Raw genomic sequence first — 20,289 nt, forward strand, 5'->3', positions numbered from 1 at the left:
CAATTTAATATTGATGGAACGACTTCAGTACGACGTTTGAGACTATTGGCTTAAGTAGCGCTCGCGGAAAGCGTCCCTGGGACAAAATTCATTTGTTCTAAGAAACTAAAAAACGCACCATTTTCTCGCAATGAAAAAAATGGTGCGTTTCTCTTTTTTACTAGGAACTTTTAGTAAACAACATGATATTAGTAAAGTTGTTGGTTACTGAGGGAAATTAAAAATAATTTTTTGCTCTTTTTCACCCCATGTAAGATGTGCATTAAAAGTCTTTTCTACTTTTTTAAATCCTTTAATCAAGTCTGTTTCACCTGAGGCCAAGAGTTTTTTCATATTTGTGTGTGAAATGGTTTTACCTAGGATTTTCTTTGAAACCGAGAATTTACAATTAGCTGTTTTATAATTTGAACACCCATAAAAAGTGCCATGATCTATGATTGACCCTTCGCAAAGGATACATTTCCCAACAACTGTTTTTTCTTTTTTATATTTTTTATTATATGGATTATTTGCAGTGATTTTATCTACTACATTTTGATTAAATGCCCATTCCTTTTCACGCTTGTTAGCATCTGAAATCAATTTGTCAGCAAGCTTTTTTATTTGTTCCATAAATGCTTTAGGAGAAGCGTTGCCGTCACCTATTTCAGATAGTCGTTGCTCCCATTTGGCTGTCATGGAAGGGGACGTTAAGATACTTTCACCCAGTGCCTCAATTAGTAATATACCTTTAGTCGTTGCAAAGACTTGGTTTTTCTTAACTTCGATATAGTTTCGATCTTTTAATGTACCAATAATTCCAGCGCGTGTAGCTTCAGTACCTAATCCTTCCGTTTTCGATAAGACCTTTTCTAATTCTACATCTTCCAAATGTTTACCAGCTGTTTTCATTACGGTAATCAAATTACCTTCAGAATAACGATTTGGTGGTTGGGTTTCACCTTTCTTTACGTTCGCTTTCGCAACGATACCTTGCTCATTTTCATGTAATGGGGGGAGCAGTTCATCTTTGTCTATAGGTGAGTTATCTTTAGAATGATAAATAACCTTACGCCAACCTTCTTCCATTAGCACTTTGCCCTTAGAGATAAATTCTGCACGTTTATCGACAAGGGAATGAATCGTTGTGTAAGAAAATATGGCATTGTTGTAATGTGCTGCAATGACTTGTCTTGCAACTAAATCATAAATCTTTTCTTCTTCTGTACTTAGCTTTGCTACGTCTGGTATTTGCTCTGTAATAATAATTGCATGGTGATCGGTTACTTTTTTGTCATTCACATATCTTTTATTATTCATAATTGTACTTGTCGGTGGCGGAAGAAGACCTTTATATTTATTAATTTTACTTAAATGCTCTAGTATCTTTGGTAGTGTTTTTGCTTCTTCATTCGTTAAAAATTGTGAATCAGATCTTGGATAGGAAACTACGCCCTTTAAATAAAGTTTTTGCAAAATATCCAGTGTATTTTGTGGTGAGAATTTATAGGCCTTGTTTGCTGTAGCTTGTAATGCAGATAAGTTGAATAACAATGGAGGAGCGTATTCCTTTGTTTCTCTTTTAATACTATTAATTTCCACATTTTTATTGATACAGAAATTAGCAATCGCAATAGCTTGTCGTTCCTCTTGAACCCTTGAAATGTTATCTTTATGCCATTTTGCTTTTAACATTTTTCCATCAAAATTAAACTCTGTTTCCACTTCCCAAAATGGTTCTGATTTAAAATTCGCAATTTCATGTTCTCTCTTTACTATTAGTGCAAGTGTAGGTGTTTGTACACGACCAATTGAAAATACATCTTTCACGCCATTTCGTTTGAGGAGTACCGTGTATAATCTGGATGTGTTGATGCCAATTAGCCAGTCTGCACATGAACGACTTAGTGCTTCAAAATATATATCGCGTGTTTTCTCTTCTGGTAGTAAATTTGCAAACCCGTTTTTTACAGCGTTTTCTGTTAAAGATGATATCCATAGACGTTTCATCGGTTTATGAACACCGCATACTCTTAAAATGGTGCGGATAATCAATTCACCTTCACGCCCAGCATCACCACCAATAATGATTTCTTGAATGTCTGGTCTTTTTACTAAACTTTTAATCACATTAAATTGTTTATACTTTGACTTAGTCACTTTATATTCAAATCGATCTGGAATAATCGGTAATGTATCTAATGTCCATTTTTTCCATGTAGGATTATATTCTTCAGGGGCTTTCAGTTCACATAGATGTCCAATCGCCCATGTTATTAGTGCTCCACCTGGAAAGTAAGTATTTGGCTTCACTTCAAAATAACCAGATTTTTTTGTAAAAGAAAAAGGGGCAGCTAATTTTGCAGCTTGGTCTGGTTTTTCTGCAATTACTATTTTCATATACTCTTCTCCTATTAATAATAATTACAACTTCTTGTATTATAATTATAAATGAAATTTCAATATTACGGTTATTTTAATATTGTGTCCATCTTTTACTAGAAAATCTAGTTATGTTGACTAATAATTTGGACTTTTATACATATTAATTAGGTCCAAAATAATTAAGTCCATTTTTATGTAGATAACGTACCGATTCACAGCTTATTACACATTAGGAAAAAAACTAACGGAAAAAAACATTCATGATTTATGTAAGAGTGGGAAAACAGCTGTGATGAAAGGCTTTAAATCAAAGAATGGCAAACAATTTAATGCGGCACTTCGTTTGGTAGAAGGAAAGATTGAATTTGAGTTTAATGAAAAGTAAAAGCGGATATTTTAGCTGGAAGTATCGTTTTTGAAGGTTATCTCCATTCAAAGGACTTCCAACATGCTATCCTATTTTTATGCGATAGTTAGCTATTTAAGCGAATAAATCACCTGAAATTACAAAAGGAGTAATGTGATGACGACTATTAAAGAAATTGGAAGCTTATGTATTACGGATAGTGATGGATACATTATAAATCATGCAGATTGGCATAAAATCAACCCTATTTTTCTGCCTGTCATCAACGATGTGGTTCATACGTATCGCACCCTTCTTCAAGATGACCTACATAGCATATACATAAGGGGATCGATTCCAAAAGGTATAGGTATTGAAGGAGTAGCTGACTTAGACACAATAGCGATTACCAAGCAAAACCCTAATAAACAGCAGTTGAAGCGGATAAAAGAAGTAGAACAAGCATTAACTCAGAACCATCCTTGTGTAGACGGGATTGAGCTAAGTGTATTCTGCAAAGAAGCTATTTTCAATACGGCATCTTTTTCAATCATTAGTTTCATCCTCCAAACCCATAGTATATGTGTGTTTGGAGAGGATGTAATACCTCAATTACCAAGATATAAAGCGAACGAAGCTTTAGCGAATGACCACCTTATTCATTTACAGGGGCAAATAAAAAATGCCTGTGATGACCTTCAAGATAATTCGGATCGTGAGGATATAAAGGATTGTTGCAAGTGGATTATGAAAATTATAGTAAGAGCAGGACTTGCACTTGTCATAACGAAGGAAAACGCCTATACAAGGGATTTGTACCCCGCTTATAAACGGTTTTCGAAATATTTCCCTGACAAGGAAAGCGACATGAGAAGGGCACTTGAATATGCGATAACACCCACAACAGATACAAACGTATTGTTATTGTTTTTAAATGAATTTGGCGCGTGGATGGTTAGTGAAGCTGATAAATGGTTACATTTCTATAACCCTACTAGAGAATTAAACATGAAAATCGTATAACTTCCCAGACAAATAGAAAAAGGTAATCACCTATGCGTTGTGATTACCTTTTTTTGTTAAATGAAAATTTTGTGTTCTGCTTTATCTTTCAAAAGGGTTGTTAATATAAGGGCCTTTAATGGTAATACGCATTAACTGGGTCGCCATAAATTTGGGTGTATAGGGCATATCATTTTCTAGCCACCAGACAATTACTTCAAGAAAGGCAGCGGCATAAAAACGGACGGCCATTTCGCGGGGCACGGTCAGCTTTTGATCGTCAGGCTCCATACTTTGAATGCCGCTTGAGATAAAATTGATAATAATGTCTTTAAGGCCATCAGAGAAGTAAGGGATATTTTTTTCCGTGAGATACACCTTGTATAGCTTATTATTCAGCGCTATTTGTTCAAATAAATGCATAAATGTCTCGTGAGGTTGGTCATAATTCTTTAATAAATCAAAGTCCTCCTTCTCTTCAAAGGTTGGATGGATACTACTTACAAGCTCATGTAAGGTTTCTTCTGAGCTTTGATAAAGAAGGTCTAGTTTATCACGGTAATGTAAATAAAAAGTGGCACGGTTTAACGTAGCCCGTTGTGTAATATCTTGTACCGTAATTTTTTCATAGCCTTGTTCATCAATTAATTCCACGAGTGCATCTCTTAATAACTGGCGCGTTCTGATGACGCGAGGGTCCATTTTTTTCGACATTTTTAAGCTCCTTGTATTAAATTTTCTATTTTAACAACAGTTCGATTGCGAGTGTTGTGAAAGCGTCATAATGGGCTTCTATGTTGTTTGCCCTTTTTCAATAGCGAGTTATAATTATATTAACGACACGGTGTCGATAATACAACTAGTTGTTAACGTGTTCACGAATTGTTCATTTATATAGAAGGAAGGAAGTTTTATGATGGGTCGTTTAAATGGGAAAGTAGCAATTATTACAGGAGCAGCAATGGGAATGGGAGCTTCGGAAGCAAAACTATTTGCACAAGAAGGAGCAAAGGTCATTGCAACAGATGTACAAATCGAGCCATTGAATAATTTAGTAAAAGAAATTAAAGAAAATGGTGGAGACATTATTGGTCTTCAACATAATGTTACTTCTGAGGATGAGTGGAAAGCGGTGATTGCGGAGGCTGTAAAGGCATATGGCAAAGTGGATATTCTTGTCAACAATGCAGGTGTTTCATCACCAAAAACGATTGCCAACATGGAAATGACTGAATGGAATAAAATCATGGACATTAACCTGAATGGCTGTATCATTGGCATGAAATATGTGATTCCTGAAATGCAAAAAGCTGGCGGCGGTTCAATTATCAATATTTCTTCCATCGGTGGGATTGTAGGAATGGCTGGTACAAGCCCTTATACAGCAGCAAAAGGTGCGCTTCGTGTCCTTTCTAAATCGGCTGCGATTGAATATGGCAAAGATAAAATTCGCGTGAATTCTGTTCACCCAGGCATTATCGTAACACCAATGACAGCGCCTACGATGGAAGAGGGCGGTGCATTGCCATACTATCAAGCTTACACACAACTACCGTACTTCGGTGAACCTGAAGATGTAGCATATGGCGTAGTGTTCCTAGCATCAGACGAATCTCGCTTCATGACAGGCGCAGAGCTCGTAATCGATGGCGGCTGGACAGCTATTTAATCGAATAGTAACAACAAAACTAGGCTTCACTTGATGTGAGCCTAGTTTTTTATATGGATGAGGGTGAATACCCGCGAATCGAGTGAAGATACACGCGGTGGAGACGTGAATACCCGCGAATCGAAGGGAAATACACGCGGTAGAGAGGCGAATACCCGCGATTGACCGTTAAATCCTCGATAACGAGCGAGAAACCTCATAAATAAAAGAAAAATCCCTGCTGAAGGAATCCTTGATACATACAAAATAGCACAGACATAGTGGATATTTGTGCATATCATAAATGGAGTAAGCGTTTTCTTCATTATATAGAAGAAAGTCAAAAACAGAAAATTTCACGATTATGTGAACGTCACGAAAAAAAATTCACAAAAACCTTAACTATTTCATGTGAAATCCGTATAATAAATCAAACAGTAAGAAAATTGTCCATATTTCTCGATAAATTGCGTGAATTTTTTAAATTGTATTGACGTAGGAAACGATAATTTGTACACTGTGTACAGTCAATTGTTTTGTGGAGGAATACAATTAATTTGAAAAAGTTAGGATTTGATAGATATGATCGTGTGTAAATTTGGTGGAACATCTGTAGCAAGTGCAGAACAAATACAAAAAGTAGCAAACATTGTAAAATCTAATCCGGCACGTAAGATTGTTGCCGTTTCAGCACCAGGGAAACGTTCTGGTGACGATATAAAAGTAACAGACCTATTAATACAATTAGCAAATGCAGCGTTACAACAAGAGAATACAGAGGAAAAATTGCAAACTGTTGTGGATCGTTTTAGAGCGATTGCAGATGGTTTGGGGCTTGATGATGCCATTTGTGATGTAATCGCAGAAGATTTACGTGAACGTGTACAAGGTGACAAAACAAATGTGGAATTATTCATCGATAGTATTAAAGCAGCAGGTGAAGATAATAACGCCAAGCTTATTGCCGCTTACTTTAATGCCATTGATATGCCCGCACGCTATGTCAGTCCTAAAGAAGGTTTAGTAGTCAATGACTTACCCGAAAGAACCTTTGCATTACCTGAAGCGTATGCTAATTTAGCCCCTTTAAAAGACACAAAAGAAATTATTGTGTTCCCAGGGTTCTTCGGTTACACTAAAGCGGGCGTATTGCGAACATTTGACCGCGGTGGCTCTGATATTACAGGCTCCATTTTAGCAGCAGCCGTTGAAGCGGAGCTTTATGAAAACTTTACGGATGTGGATTGTGTGTTCTCCGCGAATCCGAAGGTTGTCAATGATCCAGTGGAAATTAAAGAAATTACGTATCGCGAAATGCGCGAATTATCATATGCAGGCTTTTCAGTGTTCCATGATGAAGCGTTAATGCCTGTCTACAAGATTGGGGTGCCCGTTAACATAAAAAATACAAATAATCCAACAGCCCCAGGTACACGTATTGTACCAAGCCGTCCTGCAACAGGTCGTCCAGTTACAGGTATTTCGGCAGACAGTGGCTTTTCAACTTTATATGTCTCTAAATATTTGATGAATCGTGAGGTAGGCTTTGGACGTAAGCTCCTCCAAATTTTAGAAGATGAAAATATTTCTTATGAACACACACCATCTGGTTTAGACGATATTTCTGTCATCATGCGTTCGAATCAACTAACACCAGAAAATGAAGCACGCATTATTAGTCGTGTGAAAGAAGAGCTACATGCAGAGTATGTAGAAATGCGTCACGGTTTTTCTATGATCGTGATTGTGGGCGAAGGGATGCGTCATAACACAGGATTAGCTGCCCGTGCTGCCACAGCCATTTCAAAAACTGGCGCAAACATTGAAATGATCAATCAAGGTTCTTCTGAGGTGAGCCTCGTGTTTGGGGTCCTTCAGGATTATGAAAACCGCATTTTACAAGCGTTATATGAAGAGTTTTTTGCCCATGCAAAAGCATAATGACACAATCATCACTAATCCAAGTGCTTCTTGCTTGGATTAGTGTTTTCTTTTTGCTGAGAATACGGTAAAATCGAGGGCGTACATAGTTGGGAGGGTTTTTCGTGAAGAATTTAACAATTGGTATGCTTTTTTCAATTATCGGGATACTTTTTGTCTGTTTAACGATTATGGATATTTTACCATCATCGACAAAAACAATGAAAATTGTTTACATCGGCATTGGGTGGGTCTTTATTATTATCGGCTCCGTGATCCGCTTTAAGAATCTCAAACAAAAACAGCAATAACACTTTGAAAATGGAATTGTGACAATAGCCAAAGTTATGATACAATTTCAAAGAAAATAAATAATTTGAGTATTATGAAGTTGTTATTCTGTACAAATGTTCAGAAGGTTCAAATTTTAATAAAGAATCGACCGTACAAATTCTTCTTTGTAAGAATTTGTTTTTTTATGTTCCGTGACAACTTTATCGCGAGGAGGCGATTGATTGCCTATACTTACTAAGGATTGCATTCATATTTTTGACGATTATGTTGCCCTTCAAACGGCTTCACCCATGAAGGTTGTATCCTCAGCCATGCATAACCCAGGCTTTGGTCAATATACGCATCTCATGAATCGAACAGTGCCCATTACCTATGATGAACGACAACCACATCAGGAATTACAGCGATTTTTGCAGGCACAGCACTTTCCACATGACAAGACAGTGGCTATGATGACGGCTGTCCAAGCCAAGTTTGCGACCATTCGTGACTTTACATATGAGGGAATCCACCTTGTCATTATGATTACCGCAGGGCTTGGCAATGCGGTGGATATTACTCGTGCTTTTCATCGGGAGGAGCAGTACCATGCAGGCACCATCAATACATGGGTGCTGATCAATGGCAAGCTGTCTGATGAAGCACTATTTCAGGCGATGATTTCAACAACGGAAGCTAAGGTGAAGGCGTTAGTGGATGAAGGTATTACAGACCCAACGACAGGCACGCAAGCTACAGGTACATCTACCGATAGCTTGCTCATTGCCTCGACAGAAGAAGGGGACTACCATCAATATGCAGGCCCCATCACCATGCTTGGCAAGGTCATTGGCTATGGCGTTTATGAAACGATGTGTGAGGCGGTTAGAAAATATAAAAAAGATAAAGAGGAGCGGTCTAAATGATAGCTATCGTGATTGCCTGTATCATAGGGCTTATTTTTGATTTAGTAGTAGGGGACCCTCCGAAGCTTCCTCACCCTGTACGCTGGATTGGACACTTGATTCAATCGCAAACAGCTTTATGGAATAAGGGCAAATGGCGCAAACTACGCGGAACAGTGATGGCACTTGCTGTTGTTGGCACAACCATGTTTGTGGTGACACTGATTTTACTGCTAAGCTATCAGGTGAGTATTATTTTTGGCATCCTAGTAGAAGGGCTTCTGATTGGCATTGGACTCGCACAGCGTAGCTTGAAGGAGGCGGCGATGGCTGTCTATGAGCCCCTTGTCAAAGGCGATTTTTCCGAAGCCCGTGTTAAGCTGTCATGGATTGTCGGACGTGATACAGACAAACTGGGTGAGGACGAAATTGTGCGTGGCGTGGTAGAAACGGTTTCTGAGAATACAAGTGATGGGGTGACAGCTCCACTCTTTTATGCCTTTTTATTTGGAGCCATTGGTTTATGGGGCTATAAGGCTGTCAATACATTGGATTCGATGGTTGGCTATAAAAATGAGCAATACAAAGACTTTGGTATGTTTTCAGCCAAGCTGGATGATGTACTGAATTTTATTCCAAGTCGTATCACAGGCTTACTGATCGTGCTGGGTACGAAAAATGAAACAGATCGTTCGCTTGGCAAGCGCTTAAAGCGTTGGGCACAGGACGCGAAGAAGCATCCAAGTCCAAACAGTGGCTATTTAGAGGCAGCGACGGCTGTGCAGCTTGGTGTACAGCTAGGTGGGAAAAATATGTATAAGGGGGTTGTCTCTCATCGAGCGATTATGGGCGAAAAATTAGTTCCATTAACGAAGGAGCATATTGCAACGTCCATTATTCATATGCGTATTGCCACAGTCCTCTTTACGCTTGTCATGCTAGCAGTGAAGGTGTTAATTTATGCGGTTACCTAATCACGGAGCAAATCCGCACAATGTTTATCAGCAATTAGGCTTAACGATGCCTGAGGTGGTGTATGATTTCAGCGAAAATGTCAATGCGGCAGGGCCACCATCCTTTGTGGAGGCACGTTGGCGTACTTTTTATCCGCTAATTCAACGCTATCCCGATCCAGATGGGGAGCCTTTTTTAACGAAGGTCGCTGCTTTTCATCAAGTAGCGAAGAATACGATTTTACTAGGCAATGGGGCTTCCGAGCTTTTTAGTGTGCTAGCAAGACGCTATGCCAATAAGCATGTCATTATTGTGCATCCGACTTTTTCAGAATATGAGCGAACATTGTGTGCTGCAGGTGCTACCATCGTGCCCATTGTCGTGACGGATTTTATCGATTACACATTGCCATTAGAGCAGCTAAAACAGGAAATGGTGAAGGCAGACGCTGTTTATCTTTGTACACCTAATAATCCGACTGGTGTCCTGCCGAAAAAGGAAGATTTACTTGCTTTAATAGCACACGGGGCAGCTGTTCACTGTGAGCTTGTTATCGATGAAGCCTTTATGGATTGGGTAGATGAGGCACATTCGCTGATTCAGTTTAGTGCACAAAACCCACATGTTATTGTCGTTCGTTCGATGACTAAAATGTATGCGATTCCAGGTTTACGACTTGGCTATTTGGTCGCACATGCTTCTATAGTGAGCGCCTTAAAGGACATGCTGCCACATTGGAATTTAAACGCCTTTGCTCTTGTCATTGGGGCAAGCTGTTTAGATGAACAGCGCTATTGTCAGCAAGCAATTAGCTATGCGACAGCGCAAAGAGAATGGCTGCATCGTTATTTACAAGAAAACGGCTGCCAAGTAACCAACAGTGTCACGAATTATGTGTGCTTCTCATTACCAAAAACACAGCAAGCGGACGCCTTTTTCACCTACTGTTTAGCACAGGGTGTTGTCCTGCGTCATACGAAAAATTTTCAAGGTTTACAGGGTGCATGGTTCCGTATTGGTATAAAAGATATGGCGGCCATGACCTCTTTACATAATTGTCTACAAGCTTGGTTTAATGCAAATAAGGGGAGAGAAAAGTGACAACTTTTTATCTAGTAAGACATGGGGAAACACAATGGAATCAGGAGCATCGACTACAGGGATGGCTGGACTCTCCATTAACGGAAAATGGTAGAGCAGCGGCTGAAAAACTTCACAAGCAACTGCAACAGATCCCTTTTGCTGCTGCTTATTGTAGTTCAAGTGGTCGTGCAAGAGAGACGATGGACATTTTGACGACTGATCGCAAGCTGCCTATTGCCTATGAAGATGATTTACGTGAGATCTATTTAGGGAAATGGCAGGGGCAGACAATCGAGGACATACTGGCGACACATAAGCTTGATTATGAGCTATATACGAACTACCCTGCGCAGTTTGTGGCAAGCCATACAGAAAGCTTTGGAGCTGTGACAGAAAGAGCGATGTTTACATTAAAAAAAATAGCAGCACAACATCAGAATGAAACAATTCTCATTGTCTCCCACGCTGTAACGATTAAATGCATCATCAACGCTATTTTACAGCGCAGCATCAGTGAGCTGTGGGCGGCCCCATACATTCATGGGACAAGTGTCACCGTGATTGAACGGCAAGGTCAACAATGGCTTGTGAAGGATATTGGCAATCTACATCATTTACAATAGGAGGTGTCCCACATGCCACTCATTTTTATTACAGGTGGTGTTCGAAGTGGTAAATCCCATTTTGCTGAGCAAACAGCGCTTCAGCATTACGAGGCGCAGTCGAGTACAGCGAAACGCTTGCTCTATTTGGCTTCTGGCATTGCCTTAGATAGTGAAATGGAAAAAAGAATCTTACGTCATCAGGCAGATCGCCAGGCACAGCCTATTCAATGGCTGACGGTGGAGGCTCCCTATGCGATTTCTGACGTATTTGAGACACTCCAGGATGGAGATGTGGTGCTGTGGGATTGTGTTACAACTTGGCTGACCAATGCTTTTTACGAAGGCTATGACAAGGGGACACCCTGTTTACAGCAGCCTGGTTGTTTAGCTAATAAGCTGCAGGTCGTCAAGCAGGCTATCCAGTCACTACTGAAGAAGGACGTGACTTTTTTTGTTGTATCCAATGAACTGTTTGATGAGCCACCTTATGCTAGTGATGAGGTAGAACTATATCGACGAACGCTCGGACAATTCCATCAATGGTTCGTTGCAATGGCACAGGAGGCCTATGAAATGAACTACGGCATTGTGAAGAGATGGAAATAATCAAGAAGGAAGGCAAGACGATGAAAAATTTTTGGCATAGCCTGCTACTGGCATTTCAATTTTTTACGGTTTTGCCAGTACATAAAGAGCTACCATTAACAAGATCTACCATCACAGGCATGTTCGCTTGCTTACCATGGATAGGCGCTTTGATGGGGACGACGGTGGCAGCCGTGCTCTATAGTCTTACGCAGTGGACAGCAAGCAGTGAAGTCATGCTAGCTTTTATTGTGATAGGGCTATTTGCCTTATGGACAGGTGGTTTGCATTTGGATGGCTTTATTGATATGGGCGATGCTTATTTTTCCTATCGAGACCGAGAGAAACGATTGGAGATTTTAGATGACCCTCGTGTGGGAGCGTTCGGGGTATTGTCTGTAGTGTTTTTATTAATGGGGAAATTTGTTATTCTACATGAGCTTTTTGTGCAGCAGAAGTTCGCCTTGTGGATGGTGCTATTCGTTCCTTTTTTAACAAGGGTCGGCATGAGCTTTTATTTCATGTCACTCCATTGCTCGAAGGAAAAAGGTCTTGCCTATTTTTTTAAGTCTCATATAAACGCTAATCGATTGAAAGTTATCATGCTGTTATCGCTTGTATTGGTTATTGGGGTTGTTTTCACCTTCACCCAGTTCTCTTTGCTGCCCCTTGTATTAGTCATCGTTTTAGCCATTGCACTTTTTATTTTTCGGCAATTTACGTTGCGTAATTTTGGCGGGGTATCAGGCGATTTACTGGGTGCATCAATTGAAGGGATGGAGGTTGTGCTATGGGTGACATTGTTACTGTGTGCTTAATGCGGCATGCGCCTACAAAAGAGAATCTTGAAAAACGCTATCTTGGGTGGACGGACGCACCATTAGCCGATCCAACGAAGCTTGCTGTGGTAGATACTAATGTCAAAAAGGTATATGGCAGTGATCTACAACGCTGTCGACAAACGGCAGCTCATTATTTTCCCAATGCTAGCTATCAGGCGGAGGCACGCCTTCGGGAGACGAATTTTGGTGCTTTCGAAGGAAAAACCTATGAGGAATTAAAAATGAATGCTCAGTATCGGGCATGGGTAGATGATCCAAACCACACGCCCCCACCACAGGGCGAGGCATTTGATGACTTTGTTGCACGTGTTGTAGATGGATTTCACTATCTACCGAAAAATGAGGATAGCTATTATTTAGTGGTTCATGGCGGAGTCATTCGTGCCTTACTTGTTGCGTTCGCGCCAACAGAACAGCCCTTTTGGTCCTATCAGGTGCCACATGACAAACAATTTGTTTTAACATTTACTAAAAAGGCTTGGGAGGAGGGAGCACGATGCATGTCTTTATCGGAGGTGCCTATAACGGCAAAACCGACTATGTGAGGCGCTTGTATGAACAGCAACAGGTGGTCATGATGGATGGCGAACTACCTGAGGTGGCACCAGCCTGTGATGTCCTTGTCCTGAAGAACTTAGAAAAATGGCTTGTGACACAAAACTTGGAGGAAGATGAACAAATCGTACAAAAGGTGCTAGTCACATTACAAGAGCTTGAACAGCATTGTACACTCGTGCTTATTGTGACGGATATGGGGCGTGGGGTTGTGCCAATGGAAAAACAAGCCCGACAGCTACGAGATACATGTGGTCGTCTATACCAAGCTTTGTTCAAGGAAGCAGAGCAGGTTGTACGGATTTGGTATGGAATGGCTGAGCAATTAAAATAAAGTAGAATTCAACCGAAAAGAGGGAAAGGTATGGAACGACAAAAATTAAGGAAATGGATTTTGACGGCCATGGTAGCGGCCATCTGTGCAGTGGGAGCAATGATTAAGGTACCAACGTTTATTTCAACGGCTGCATTGGATTCGGCTCCTGCCTTTTTAGGGGTTGTCTTCCTATCCCCAATCTTAGCAGGGGTTGCTGGATTGATCGGCCATTTTATTACGGCATTAACGTCTGGATTCCCCCTAGGACCATTACATATTATTATTGCGGTAGAAATGTTGATTGTCGTATGGGTCTTCGGGGTGATGCATACAAAAGGCATGCACTTTTGGAAATGGCCAGTTGCCTTAGTATTAAACGGTATTGTAGCGCCACTACCATTTTATTTTATGATTAGTCCAGCATTTTTCTGGGGTGCTTTTGGGAGTATTTTAATGGCAACGGTGATCAATTTAATCATTGTTGCGGTAGTAATGCCCGTCCTATCAAAGGTTTTTGTGCGTAAGGCAGGTCGTGTACAGTGAGAAATGCGATGAAAGTAGGGGCAATCATTGCGACCATGGATAATGCCGCAGCCATTGGCCAAAAACCACAAGATGTTGTGTCGGCACCAGACCAATTAACAGCCTACATGACAGTCCGTGTAACGTTTTTAGAACAGCTTGCTGCACAGGCACTACCTATTCAAGTTCTACTTGCGAATTTTTCTGGAGATGCCGCATGGTCACGCTATGAAAAAGGCATACAGCAAGTCTTTGCAGAGGCAGGTCTTACCTGTCCAGCGATTGCAGGGAGTACGGAATCCAATATGTCCACATTGCAGTCAGGCTTAGCTGTTACAATGCTTGGAGAAATCCAGCAGCGTCGAGCATTTGACCATAAACAGCTAAGCTGGTACACCTATGGCCTGCCGCTTGTTGGCGAAGAAGTGTTGGCACAGCCTGAAGATGTGGCACAGCTGCTGCCGATTTTTCAGGCATGGCAGGCAGAAATTGTTCAGCAAGTATGGCCTGTCGGATCAAAGGGGCTACAAGGAGAATTTGCTCGTCTGTTTGGGGAGCAACGAGTTGAAAGCTCCCTCGATGGTACAAAATCAGCAGGCCCCTGTACGGTCATTTTGCTAGGCATCGATCCTGCTCATGAGCAGCAGGCGCAAAAACTCTTCCTGCGAAACTTTGAGAAACTACGCATTTCTGTAAAGTGATAAGGCTTGTTTTGAGCAAATGAGCCTTTCTTGGAACATGGCCAGATAATCCGGAGCAAGGGTTATTTTAAGTCGATAGTATTCTTGCTCTGGAGGTGTGTTGCTCATTAGACGGGTGACTTTGAATCTAAAGTAGCTGGTGGTCGCTTATCAAAGGAGTGACCCCGCTCTGGAATGAGAGGAAGTCGCTCTTAAGAAGGGAGAGCCCGCTCTGGAATGAGAGGAAGTCGCTCATAAGGAGAGGAAAACCCTCTCTAAAATGTGAGGGAGCCGCTCTTAAGGAGAGTGACCCGCTCTAAAGTGGGTGGAGCCCGCTCCTAAGAAGGGAGAGCCCGCTCTGGAATGAGAGGAAGTCGCTCATAATGAGGGAAAACTTGCTCCAAAGTGAGAGGAAGCCGCTCTTAAGAAGGGAGAACCCGCTCCAAAAAGTGAGGGAACCGCTCATAAGGAGAGTGACCCCGCTCTAAAGTGAGTGGGGGCCGCTCCTAAGAAGAGAAAACCCGCTCTGAAATGAGAGGAAGTCGCTCATAAGGAGGGAAACCCCGCTCCAAAGTGAGAGGAAGCTGCTCCTAAGGAGGGAGAGCCCGCTAGTAAGTGTGGGGAAGCTGCTTCTAAGGAGAGTGACCCGCTCTAAAGTGGGTGGAGGCCGCTCCAAAGTGAGAGGAAGCCGCTCTTAAGAAGGGAGAACCTGCTCTAAAGTGAGAGGAGGCCGCTCCAAAAAAGTGAAAACCCGCTCCAAAGTGAGAGGAAGCCGCTCTTAAGAAGGGAGAACCTGCTCCAAAGTGAGAGGAAGCCGCTCCAAAGTGAGAGGAAGCCGCTCCTAAGAAGGGAGAACCCGCTCCAAAGTGAGAGGAAGCCGCTCCTAAGAAGGGAGAACCCGCTCCAAAGTGAGAGGAAGCCGCTCCTAAGAAGGGAAAACCGCTTTAAAGTGAGAGGAAGCCGCTCCTAAGAAGGGAGAACCCGCTCCAAAGTGAGAGGAAGCCGCTCCTAAGAAGGGAGAACCCGCTCCAAAGTGAGAGGAAGCCGCTCATAAGGAGGGAAAACCCGCTCCAAAGTGAGAGGAAGCCGCTCCTAAAAAGTGAAAACCCGCTCCAAAGTAAATGAAAGCCGCTCCTAAGAAGAGAAAACCCGCTCCAAAATGTGAGGAAGTCGCTCCTAAGGAGGGAAACCCCGCTCCAAAGTGAGAGGAAGCCGCTCTTTAGAAGGGAGAACCTGCTCCAAAGTGAGAGGAAGTCGCTCCTAAGGAGAGTGACCCTGCTCTAAAGTGAGAGGAAGTCGCTCCTAAGGAGAGTGACCCCGCTCCAAAGTGAATGGAAGCCGCTCCTAAGAAGGTAAACCCCGCTCCAAAATGTGAGGAAGCTGTTCATAATGAGGGAAGACCCGCTCCAAAGTATGAGGAAGCCGCTCATAAGAAGAGAAAACCCGCTCAATAAAAGAGTCACTCCCCTCCAAAAGCCGCTTATAAATTAGATCTTTCCTCCTCACGAATCTCCCCCAACACAATCCAACCAATCCAGTCCAGAATATTACGAGACCCGAAAAATTATTTGCCAAATGGGAATGATTTTCAGTTATAATGAGGAACGAATGGGATTTAAATAGAACGGAGACGAATGTATGCAGGCAGTTAAACAGTTAGGGCAGTATTTGGGGCCTTATAAATTTTTCACTTTGATTGCGCCGCTTTTGATGGTGCTGGAGGTGACGATGGATTTAATTCAGCCGACCATTATGCAGCATATGATTGATACGGGGATTGCCAATGGGGATAATCGCTATGTATTGAATATGTTTGTGTGGATGCTTGGCAGTGCAATGCTCGGACTGATCGGTGGGGTTGGTTGCTCGTATTATAGCTCGAAGGCAGCGATTCATTTTGCGTCGGATGTTCGGCAGGCTCTTTATGAGAAGATGATGACGTACTCGGCTAAGGAGCGAGATGCGTTTACGACGGGGAAGCTGATTACGATTTTAACGAGTGATGTGGAAAGTATTCAGCGTGCCTTTATGATGACGCTGCGTATTTTTGTGCGTGGGCCGTTGCTCTTTATTGGTGCAGTGATTATTGTGTTTGTCACAGCACGTGAGCTTTTTTCTATACTTCTGATTATCGTGCCTTTATTGATTATTGCGATGTATTTTTTCACGAAGTATTCGGGCGTCCTATATCGTCGTGTTCAGGAGGCAATTGATGCCGTCAATACGAAGCTACAGGAAAATTTGGCGGGTATTCGTGTCGTCAAAGCCTTTCGTCGTGAGACACAGCAGGTGGCACAGTTTGGCGAATTAAATGAGGCGTTGACAAAACGTTTCATTACAGCTGAGCAAATTGTCGGCGTGCTTGTGCCCTTTACGATGTTTGTTGTCAATCTAGGGATTGTAGCGGCGCTTTGGCTAGGAGCTATTAAGGTAGAGGCGGGGACGTTGCAAGTTGGTGTTATTCTTGCGTTTATCAACTACTTAACGATTATTTTAAATGGACTGATGTCCTCTAGTATGGTGCTGATGCAAATTGCCCGCGCCTTGCCTTCGGGAGAACGCATTGTGGACGTGTTAAATAAAGACATTGCTGTCAAGGAAGCACAAAATGCACTGACAGATCCAATAAAAGGAGCCGTTGACTTTGATCAGGTGAGCTATCGTTATTATGAGACAGCTGAGGATGTTCTCAAAAAGATTTCATTTTCTGTGAAGCCAGGGCAAACGGTTGGCATTATTGGGAAAACAGGTAGTGGTAAATCGACGCTTGTGAAGCTATTACCTCGCTTATTTGATCCTACTGGTGGGGAAATCCGTATAGACGGCAAACCGCTACAATCGTATGCGCTTGCAACCTTACGTGCGCATATTGGTTTTACCTCACAAAAAGCCTTATTGTTCTCTGGGCCGATTGAAAAAAATATTCTTCTCGGCAAGGATGATGCGACAGCCGAGGACATGCAACAGGCATTAGAGGCGGCATGTGCCAGTGAAATTGTGGAGCGGCTTGATAAGGGCTTAGCGCATGAATTGTCACAAGGTGCAACGAATCTATCTGGTGGGCAAAAACAGCGCCTTGCTTTAAGTCGTGCGTTTATTCGAAAGCCTGCCATTTTAGTGCTGGATGATACAACGTCAGCGCTCGATAGTGCATCGGAACAACATGTGCAGCAGGCCATTGCCACACATTATCAAGACACAACGACCTTCATCGTAGCGTCGAAAATTGCCTCCATTCAGCAGGCAGATGTTATTTTGGTACTAGAGGATGGAGACATTGTTGGGCAAGGAACCCATCAGCAGCTTCTACAATCAAATGCGCATTACCAAGCAATTTACGCGTCACAGCAAAAGGCTGGTGAACAAGGATGAGTCAAAGTCAACCAAAGCAAATGAATTTTGGACGTGGACCGCGTATGGGAGGACCAGCTGAGAAGGCGAAAAATCAAAGGGAGACATTGTCACGCATATGGCATTATGTCAAGCAGCAAAAAGTAGGGCTGTTTTTCTCTATCTTTTTTGTCATCGCTTCGACCTTTTTAAGTCTTGCAGGGCCCTATATGATTGGGCATATTATTGATGATTATATTATGAAAAAGGATATCGACGGAACGATTCGTTTAGGCATCCTGTTGGCCGTTATTTTTACGGTAGCCTCTATACTGACTTGGCTGCAAACCTATGTCATGATTCATGTGGCAATGAAAACCATTCGGACATTGCGTCTCGAATTATTTCAAAAGCTTCAAACGCTGACATTACGCTTCTTTGATCAGCGTGCACTTGGGGATTTAATGAGTCGTGTGACCAATGATATCGATAATTTAAATACCGCACTCGCACAAAGTGTTACGCAAATCGTGTCGTCCATTTTAACTGTCGTTGGTGTCAGCATCGCGATGTTTACACTAAGCTGGCAATTAGCGATCGTGACATTGATTATTATTCCGCTGATCGTTTTCACAACCAAGCAAATCATTCAACGCAGCAGTAAAAATTATGCAGCACGACAACGAGATCTTGGGAAGCTGAACGGCTATATTGAGGAAATGATTACAGGAGCGGAGGTACTTACGCTGTTTGGCAAGGAGCAGCAAACGATTGATACGTTCCATCAGCAAAACGAAAATCTACGAAACTCCGCCCAACGAGCAGAAATTACCTCTGGCTTACTAGGACCGATTAATAACTTTATGAATAACTTAGGCCTTGCTGTCGTCATCGGAACGGGTGCTCTTTTAGCAGTAAAGAGTATTGTTACGGTTGGGATTATTGCCGCCTTTGTGACCTATACACGGCAATTTTTCCGTCCGCTTAATCAGCTATCCAATCTATTAAACACCTTCCAATCTGCTATTGCTGGGGCAGAGCGTGTTTTTGAAATACTAGATGAACCTTCAGAGGTGGCAGATCAACCGGATGCCATCAAGGTGGCAACGCTCAAAGGGGATGTTGTTTTCAAGCAAGTGTCATTTAGCTATGAGCCAAACAAGCCTGTGTTAAAGAATATTGACTTCCATGCCAAGGCAGGAGAGACCATTGCTCTTGTTGGTCCGACAGGCTCAGGCAAAACGACGATTATTAATTTACTAACACGTTTTTATGACGTCGATCAAGGTGAAATTTTGATTGATGGGCATCATATCGAACATTATCAAATGGCAACGATTCGTCAAAGAGTTGGCGTGGTTTTACAGGACACGTATTTGTTCTCTGGTACGATTCGTGAAAATATTCGCTTTGGGAAGCTAGATGCGACAGATGAAGAGGTTGTGGAAGCGGCAAAAATTGCGAATGCGCATCATTTTATTAAATATTTACCAGCTCAATACGATTCTCTCGTGCAGGCAGGAGGAGCCAATTTAAGTCAGGGACAGCGACAGCTTATTGCGATTGCCCGTGCCATTTTAGAGAATGCCGATATTTTAATTTTGGATGAAGCGACATCGAGCGTGGATACACAAACAGAGGTCGATATTCAAAAAGGCTTACAGCATTTAATGCAGGGACGCACAAGCTTTGTTATTGCCCATCGTCTGAAAACAATCGAGAATGCCGATCAAATCCTCGTGATTCAGCAGGGAGAAATTGTTGAGCAGGGTAATCATCAAGAGCTGATGCAGCAGCAGGGCATTTATCGTCATCTTCAACAAAAACTATTGTTAGAGCAGGTCGAATAGGGAATAATAAAGATACATCTTCCAGAAGGCGAGGGATTGACATGTATGAATTAAAGACCAAAGAAACCGATGTAAGTGTCATTGAATTTATTGAAAGTGTAGACCATCCAAAAAAGCGAGAAGACGCCTACCGATTATTGGATATTTTTACAGAGGTCTCAGGCCATGAAGCCAAAATGTGGGGACCAAGCATTATCGGCTTTGGTAAATATCATTACAAATATCAAACAGGCCATGAAGGTGATGCACCACTTGTTGGCTACTCCCCTCGCAAAGCGAAAATTAGCTTATATTTTGCCCCAGGTGATGAGCGGGAACAGCTATTACAGCAATTTGGCAAGCACACAACAGGGAAAGCCTGCGTTTATATTAACAAGCTGGATGATGTGGATGAAGACATCTTAAAAGCCCTTATACAACAAACGATCGATTTTGTACAAAAAACCTATCCAGATGCTTAATTTCAAGAAAGCTGCCTATTAGTAGGTAGCTTTTTTGTATGAAATTTA

Annotated in this window: 20 protein-coding genes; 18 read left to right on the forward strand and 2 right to left on the reverse strand. The window is 42.0% G+C overall.

Going from position 1 to position 20,289, the window contains the following annotated elements:
• Positions 1-204 precede the first annotated feature (204 nt).
• Complete coding sequence (locus JTI58_RS19075; protein WP_205443001.1) at positions 205-2,379, reverse strand: DNA topoisomerase III; 2,175 nt, start codon at positions 2,377-2,379, stop codon at positions 205-207.
• Between the two features lie 184 nt (positions 2,380-2,563).
• On the opposite strand from JTI58_RS19075, the gene JTI58_RS19080 reads away from it, so the two are divergent.
• Complete coding sequence (locus JTI58_RS19080) at positions 2,564-2,749, forward strand: topoisomerase C-terminal repeat-containing protein (RefSeq protein ID WP_279381334.1); 186 nt, start codon at positions 2,564-2,566, stop codon at positions 2,747-2,749.
• 138 nt (positions 2,750-2,887) lie between these two features.
• Positions 2,888-3,733: a nucleotidyltransferase gene (locus JTI58_RS19085; RefSeq protein ID WP_205443003.1), complete on the forward strand. Its 846-nt coding sequence runs from the start codon at positions 2,888-2,890 to the stop codon at positions 3,731-3,733.
• 81 nt (positions 3,734-3,814) lie between these two features.
• On the opposite strand, the gene JTI58_RS19090 is transcribed toward JTI58_RS19085, so the two are convergent.
• Positions 3,815-4,426, reverse strand: a complete 612-nt coding sequence (locus JTI58_RS19090) for a TetR/AcrR family transcriptional regulator (protein ID WP_205443004.1) — start codon at positions 4,424-4,426, stop codon at positions 3,815-3,817.
• A 202-nt stretch (positions 4,427-4,628) separates the two neighbouring features.
• Here JTI58_RS19090 and JTI58_RS19095 point away from each other — a divergent pair, with 202 nt between their 5' ends.
• The 16 genes from JTI58_RS19095 to JTI58_RS19170 all read left to right on the forward strand — a co-directional run bounded on the left by JTI58_RS19095 (position 4,629) and on the right by JTI58_RS19170 (position 20,241).
• Positions 4,629-5,381, forward strand: coding sequence for a glucose 1-dehydrogenase (locus tag JTI58_RS19095; protein ID WP_205447431.1), 753 nt, complete (start codon positions 4,629-4,631; stop codon positions 5,379-5,381).
• A gap of 561 nt (positions 5,382-5,942) precedes the next feature.
• Positions 5,943-7,301: an aspartate kinase gene (locus tag JTI58_RS19100; protein WP_205443006.1), complete on the forward strand. Its 1,359-nt coding sequence runs from the start codon at positions 5,943-5,945 to the stop codon at positions 7,299-7,301.
• Between the two features lie 104 nt (positions 7,302-7,405).
• Positions 7,406-7,591, forward strand: a complete 186-nt coding sequence (locus JTI58_RS19105) for a hypothetical protein (RefSeq protein ID WP_016994978.1) — start codon at positions 7,406-7,408, stop codon at positions 7,589-7,591.
• Between the two features lie 204 nt (positions 7,592-7,795).
• Positions 7,796-8,479 (forward strand): adenosylcobinamide amidohydrolase, encoded by a 684-nt coding sequence (locus tag JTI58_RS19110; RefSeq protein WP_205443007.1) that lies wholly within the window; start codon positions 7,796-7,798, stop codon positions 8,477-8,479.
• Positions 8,476-9,432 carry an adenosylcobinamide-phosphate synthase CbiB gene (cbiB, locus tag JTI58_RS19115; protein ID WP_205443012.1) on the forward strand — a complete coding sequence of 319 codons (957 nt, stop codon included), beginning with the start codon at positions 8,476-8,478 and terminating at the stop codon, positions 9,430-9,432. The genes JTI58_RS19110 and cbiB overlap by 4 nt, the downstream gene beginning before the upstream one ends.
• Positions 9,419-10,513 carry a pyridoxal phosphate-dependent aminotransferase gene (locus JTI58_RS19120; RefSeq protein ID WP_205443014.1) on the forward strand — a complete coding sequence of 365 codons (1,095 nt, stop codon included), beginning with the start codon at positions 9,419-9,421 and terminating at the stop codon, positions 10,511-10,513. Before cbiB ends, JTI58_RS19120 begins: the two co-directional genes overlap by 14 nt.
• A complete protein-coding gene (locus tag JTI58_RS19125; RefSeq protein ID WP_205443017.1) occupies positions 10,510-11,118 on the forward strand; it encodes a histidine phosphatase family protein in 609 nt (202 codons plus the stop codon). Before JTI58_RS19120 ends, JTI58_RS19125 begins: the two co-directional genes overlap by 4 nt.
• Positions 11,119-11,130: 12 nt before the next feature.
• Positions 11,131-11,706, forward strand: coding sequence for a bifunctional adenosylcobinamide kinase/adenosylcobinamide-phosphate guanylyltransferase (locus JTI58_RS19130; RefSeq protein WP_205443019.1), 576 nt, complete (start codon positions 11,131-11,133; stop codon positions 11,704-11,706).
• A 20-nt stretch (positions 11,707-11,726) separates the two neighbouring features.
• The gene (gene cobS, locus JTI58_RS19135) at positions 11,727-12,503 is read left to right on the forward strand and encodes an adenosylcobinamide-GDP ribazoletransferase (protein WP_205443020.1); all 777 of its coding nucleotides are present in this window, start codon (positions 11,727-11,729) and stop codon (positions 12,501-12,503) included.
• Entirely contained in the window at positions 12,476-13,072 is a 597-nt protein-coding gene (locus JTI58_RS19140) for a histidine phosphatase family protein (protein WP_205443021.1), read from the forward strand. The genes cobS and JTI58_RS19140 overlap by 28 nt, the downstream gene beginning before the upstream one ends.
• Positions 13,024-13,416, forward strand: a complete 393-nt coding sequence (locus JTI58_RS19145; protein ID WP_205443023.1) for a bifunctional adenosylcobinamide kinase/adenosylcobinamide-phosphate guanylyltransferase — start codon at positions 13,024-13,026, stop codon at positions 13,414-13,416. The genes JTI58_RS19140 and JTI58_RS19145 overlap by 49 nt, the downstream gene beginning before the upstream one ends.
• Positions 13,417-13,446: 30 nt before the next feature.
• Positions 13,447-13,941, forward strand: coding sequence for an ECF transporter S component (locus JTI58_RS19150; RefSeq protein WP_205443027.1), 495 nt, complete (start codon positions 13,447-13,449; stop codon positions 13,939-13,941).
• Positions 13,938-14,621: a hypothetical protein gene (locus JTI58_RS19155; RefSeq protein ID WP_243456134.1), complete on the forward strand. Its 684-nt coding sequence runs from the start codon at positions 13,938-13,940 to the stop codon at positions 14,619-14,621. Before JTI58_RS19150 ends, JTI58_RS19155 begins: the two co-directional genes overlap by 4 nt.
• A gap of 1,617 nt (positions 14,622-16,238) precedes the next feature.
• On the forward strand, positions 16,239-17,972 hold the full coding sequence (locus JTI58_RS19160) for an ABC transporter ATP-binding protein (RefSeq protein ID WP_205443028.1): 1,734 nt from the start codon (positions 16,239-16,241) through the stop codon (positions 17,970-17,972).
• On the forward strand, positions 17,969-19,780 hold the full coding sequence (locus tag JTI58_RS19165; protein WP_205443030.1) for an ABC transporter ATP-binding protein: 1,812 nt from the start codon (positions 17,969-17,971) through the stop codon (positions 19,778-19,780). The genes JTI58_RS19160 and JTI58_RS19165 overlap by 4 nt, the downstream gene beginning before the upstream one ends.
• A 41-nt stretch (positions 19,781-19,821) precedes the next feature.
• Complete coding sequence (locus JTI58_RS19170) at positions 19,822-20,241, forward strand: DUF1801 domain-containing protein (protein ID WP_205443032.1); 420 nt, start codon at positions 19,822-19,824, stop codon at positions 20,239-20,241.
• Positions 20,242-20,289: the final 48 nt, after the last annotated feature.

Origin of the sequence: Lysinibacillus fusiformis, from assembly GCF_016925635.1 — a bacterium.
GTDB classification, from domain to species: Bacteria; Bacillota; Bacilli; order Bacillales_A; family Planococcaceae; genus Lysinibacillus; species Lysinibacillus fusiformis_F.

Excerpts from the sequence above, each read along its gene's own strand:
- JTI58_RS19075 (WP_205443001.1), bottom strand. The coding sequence starts at position 2,379 with ATGAAAATAGTAATTGCAGAAAAACCAGACCAAGCTGCAAAATTAGCT.
- JTI58_RS19085 (WP_205443003.1), top strand. The coding sequence starts at position 2,888 with ATGACGACTATTAAAGAAATTGGAAGCTTATGTATTACGGATAGTGAT.
- JTI58_RS19090 (WP_205443004.1), bottom strand. The coding sequence starts at position 4,426 with ATGTCGAAAAAAATGGACCCTCGCGTCATCAGAACGCGCCAGTTATTA.
- JTI58_RS19095 (WP_205447431.1), top strand. The coding sequence starts at position 4,629 with ATGGGTCGTTTAAATGGGAAAGTAGCAATTATTACAGGAGCAGCAATG.
- JTI58_RS19100 (WP_205443006.1), top strand. The coding sequence starts at position 5,943 with ATGATCGTGTGTAAATTTGGTGGAACATCTGTAGCAAGTGCAGAACAA.
- cbiB (WP_205443012.1), top strand. The coding sequence starts at position 8,476 with ATGATAGCTATCGTGATTGCCTGTATCATAGGGCTTATTTTTGATTTA.
- JTI58_RS19120 (WP_205443014.1), top strand. The coding sequence starts at position 9,419 with ATGCGGTTACCTAATCACGGAGCAAATCCGCACAATGTTTATCAGCAA.
- JTI58_RS19130 (WP_205443019.1), top strand. The coding sequence starts at position 11,131 with ATGCCACTCATTTTTATTACAGGTGGTGTTCGAAGTGGTAAATCCCAT.
- cobS (WP_205443020.1), top strand. The coding sequence starts at position 11,727 with ATGAAAAATTTTTGGCATAGCCTGCTACTGGCATTTCAATTTTTTACG.
- JTI58_RS19140 (WP_205443021.1), top strand. The coding sequence starts at position 12,476 with ATGGGTGACATTGTTACTGTGTGCTTAATGCGGCATGCGCCTACAAAA.
- JTI58_RS19145 (WP_205443023.1), top strand. The coding sequence starts at position 13,024 with ATGCATGTCTTTATCGGAGGTGCCTATAACGGCAAAACCGACTATGTG.
- JTI58_RS19150 (WP_205443027.1), top strand. The coding sequence starts at position 13,447 with ATGGAACGACAAAAATTAAGGAAATGGATTTTGACGGCCATGGTAGCG.
- JTI58_RS19160 (WP_205443028.1), top strand. The coding sequence starts at position 16,239 with ATGCAGGCAGTTAAACAGTTAGGGCAGTATTTGGGGCCTTATAAATTT.
- JTI58_RS19165 (WP_205443030.1), top strand. The coding sequence starts at position 17,969 with ATGAGTCAAAGTCAACCAAAGCAAATGAATTTTGGACGTGGACCGCGT.
- JTI58_RS19170 (WP_205443032.1), top strand. The coding sequence starts at position 19,822 with ATGTATGAATTAAAGACCAAAGAAACCGATGTAAGTGTCATTGAATTT.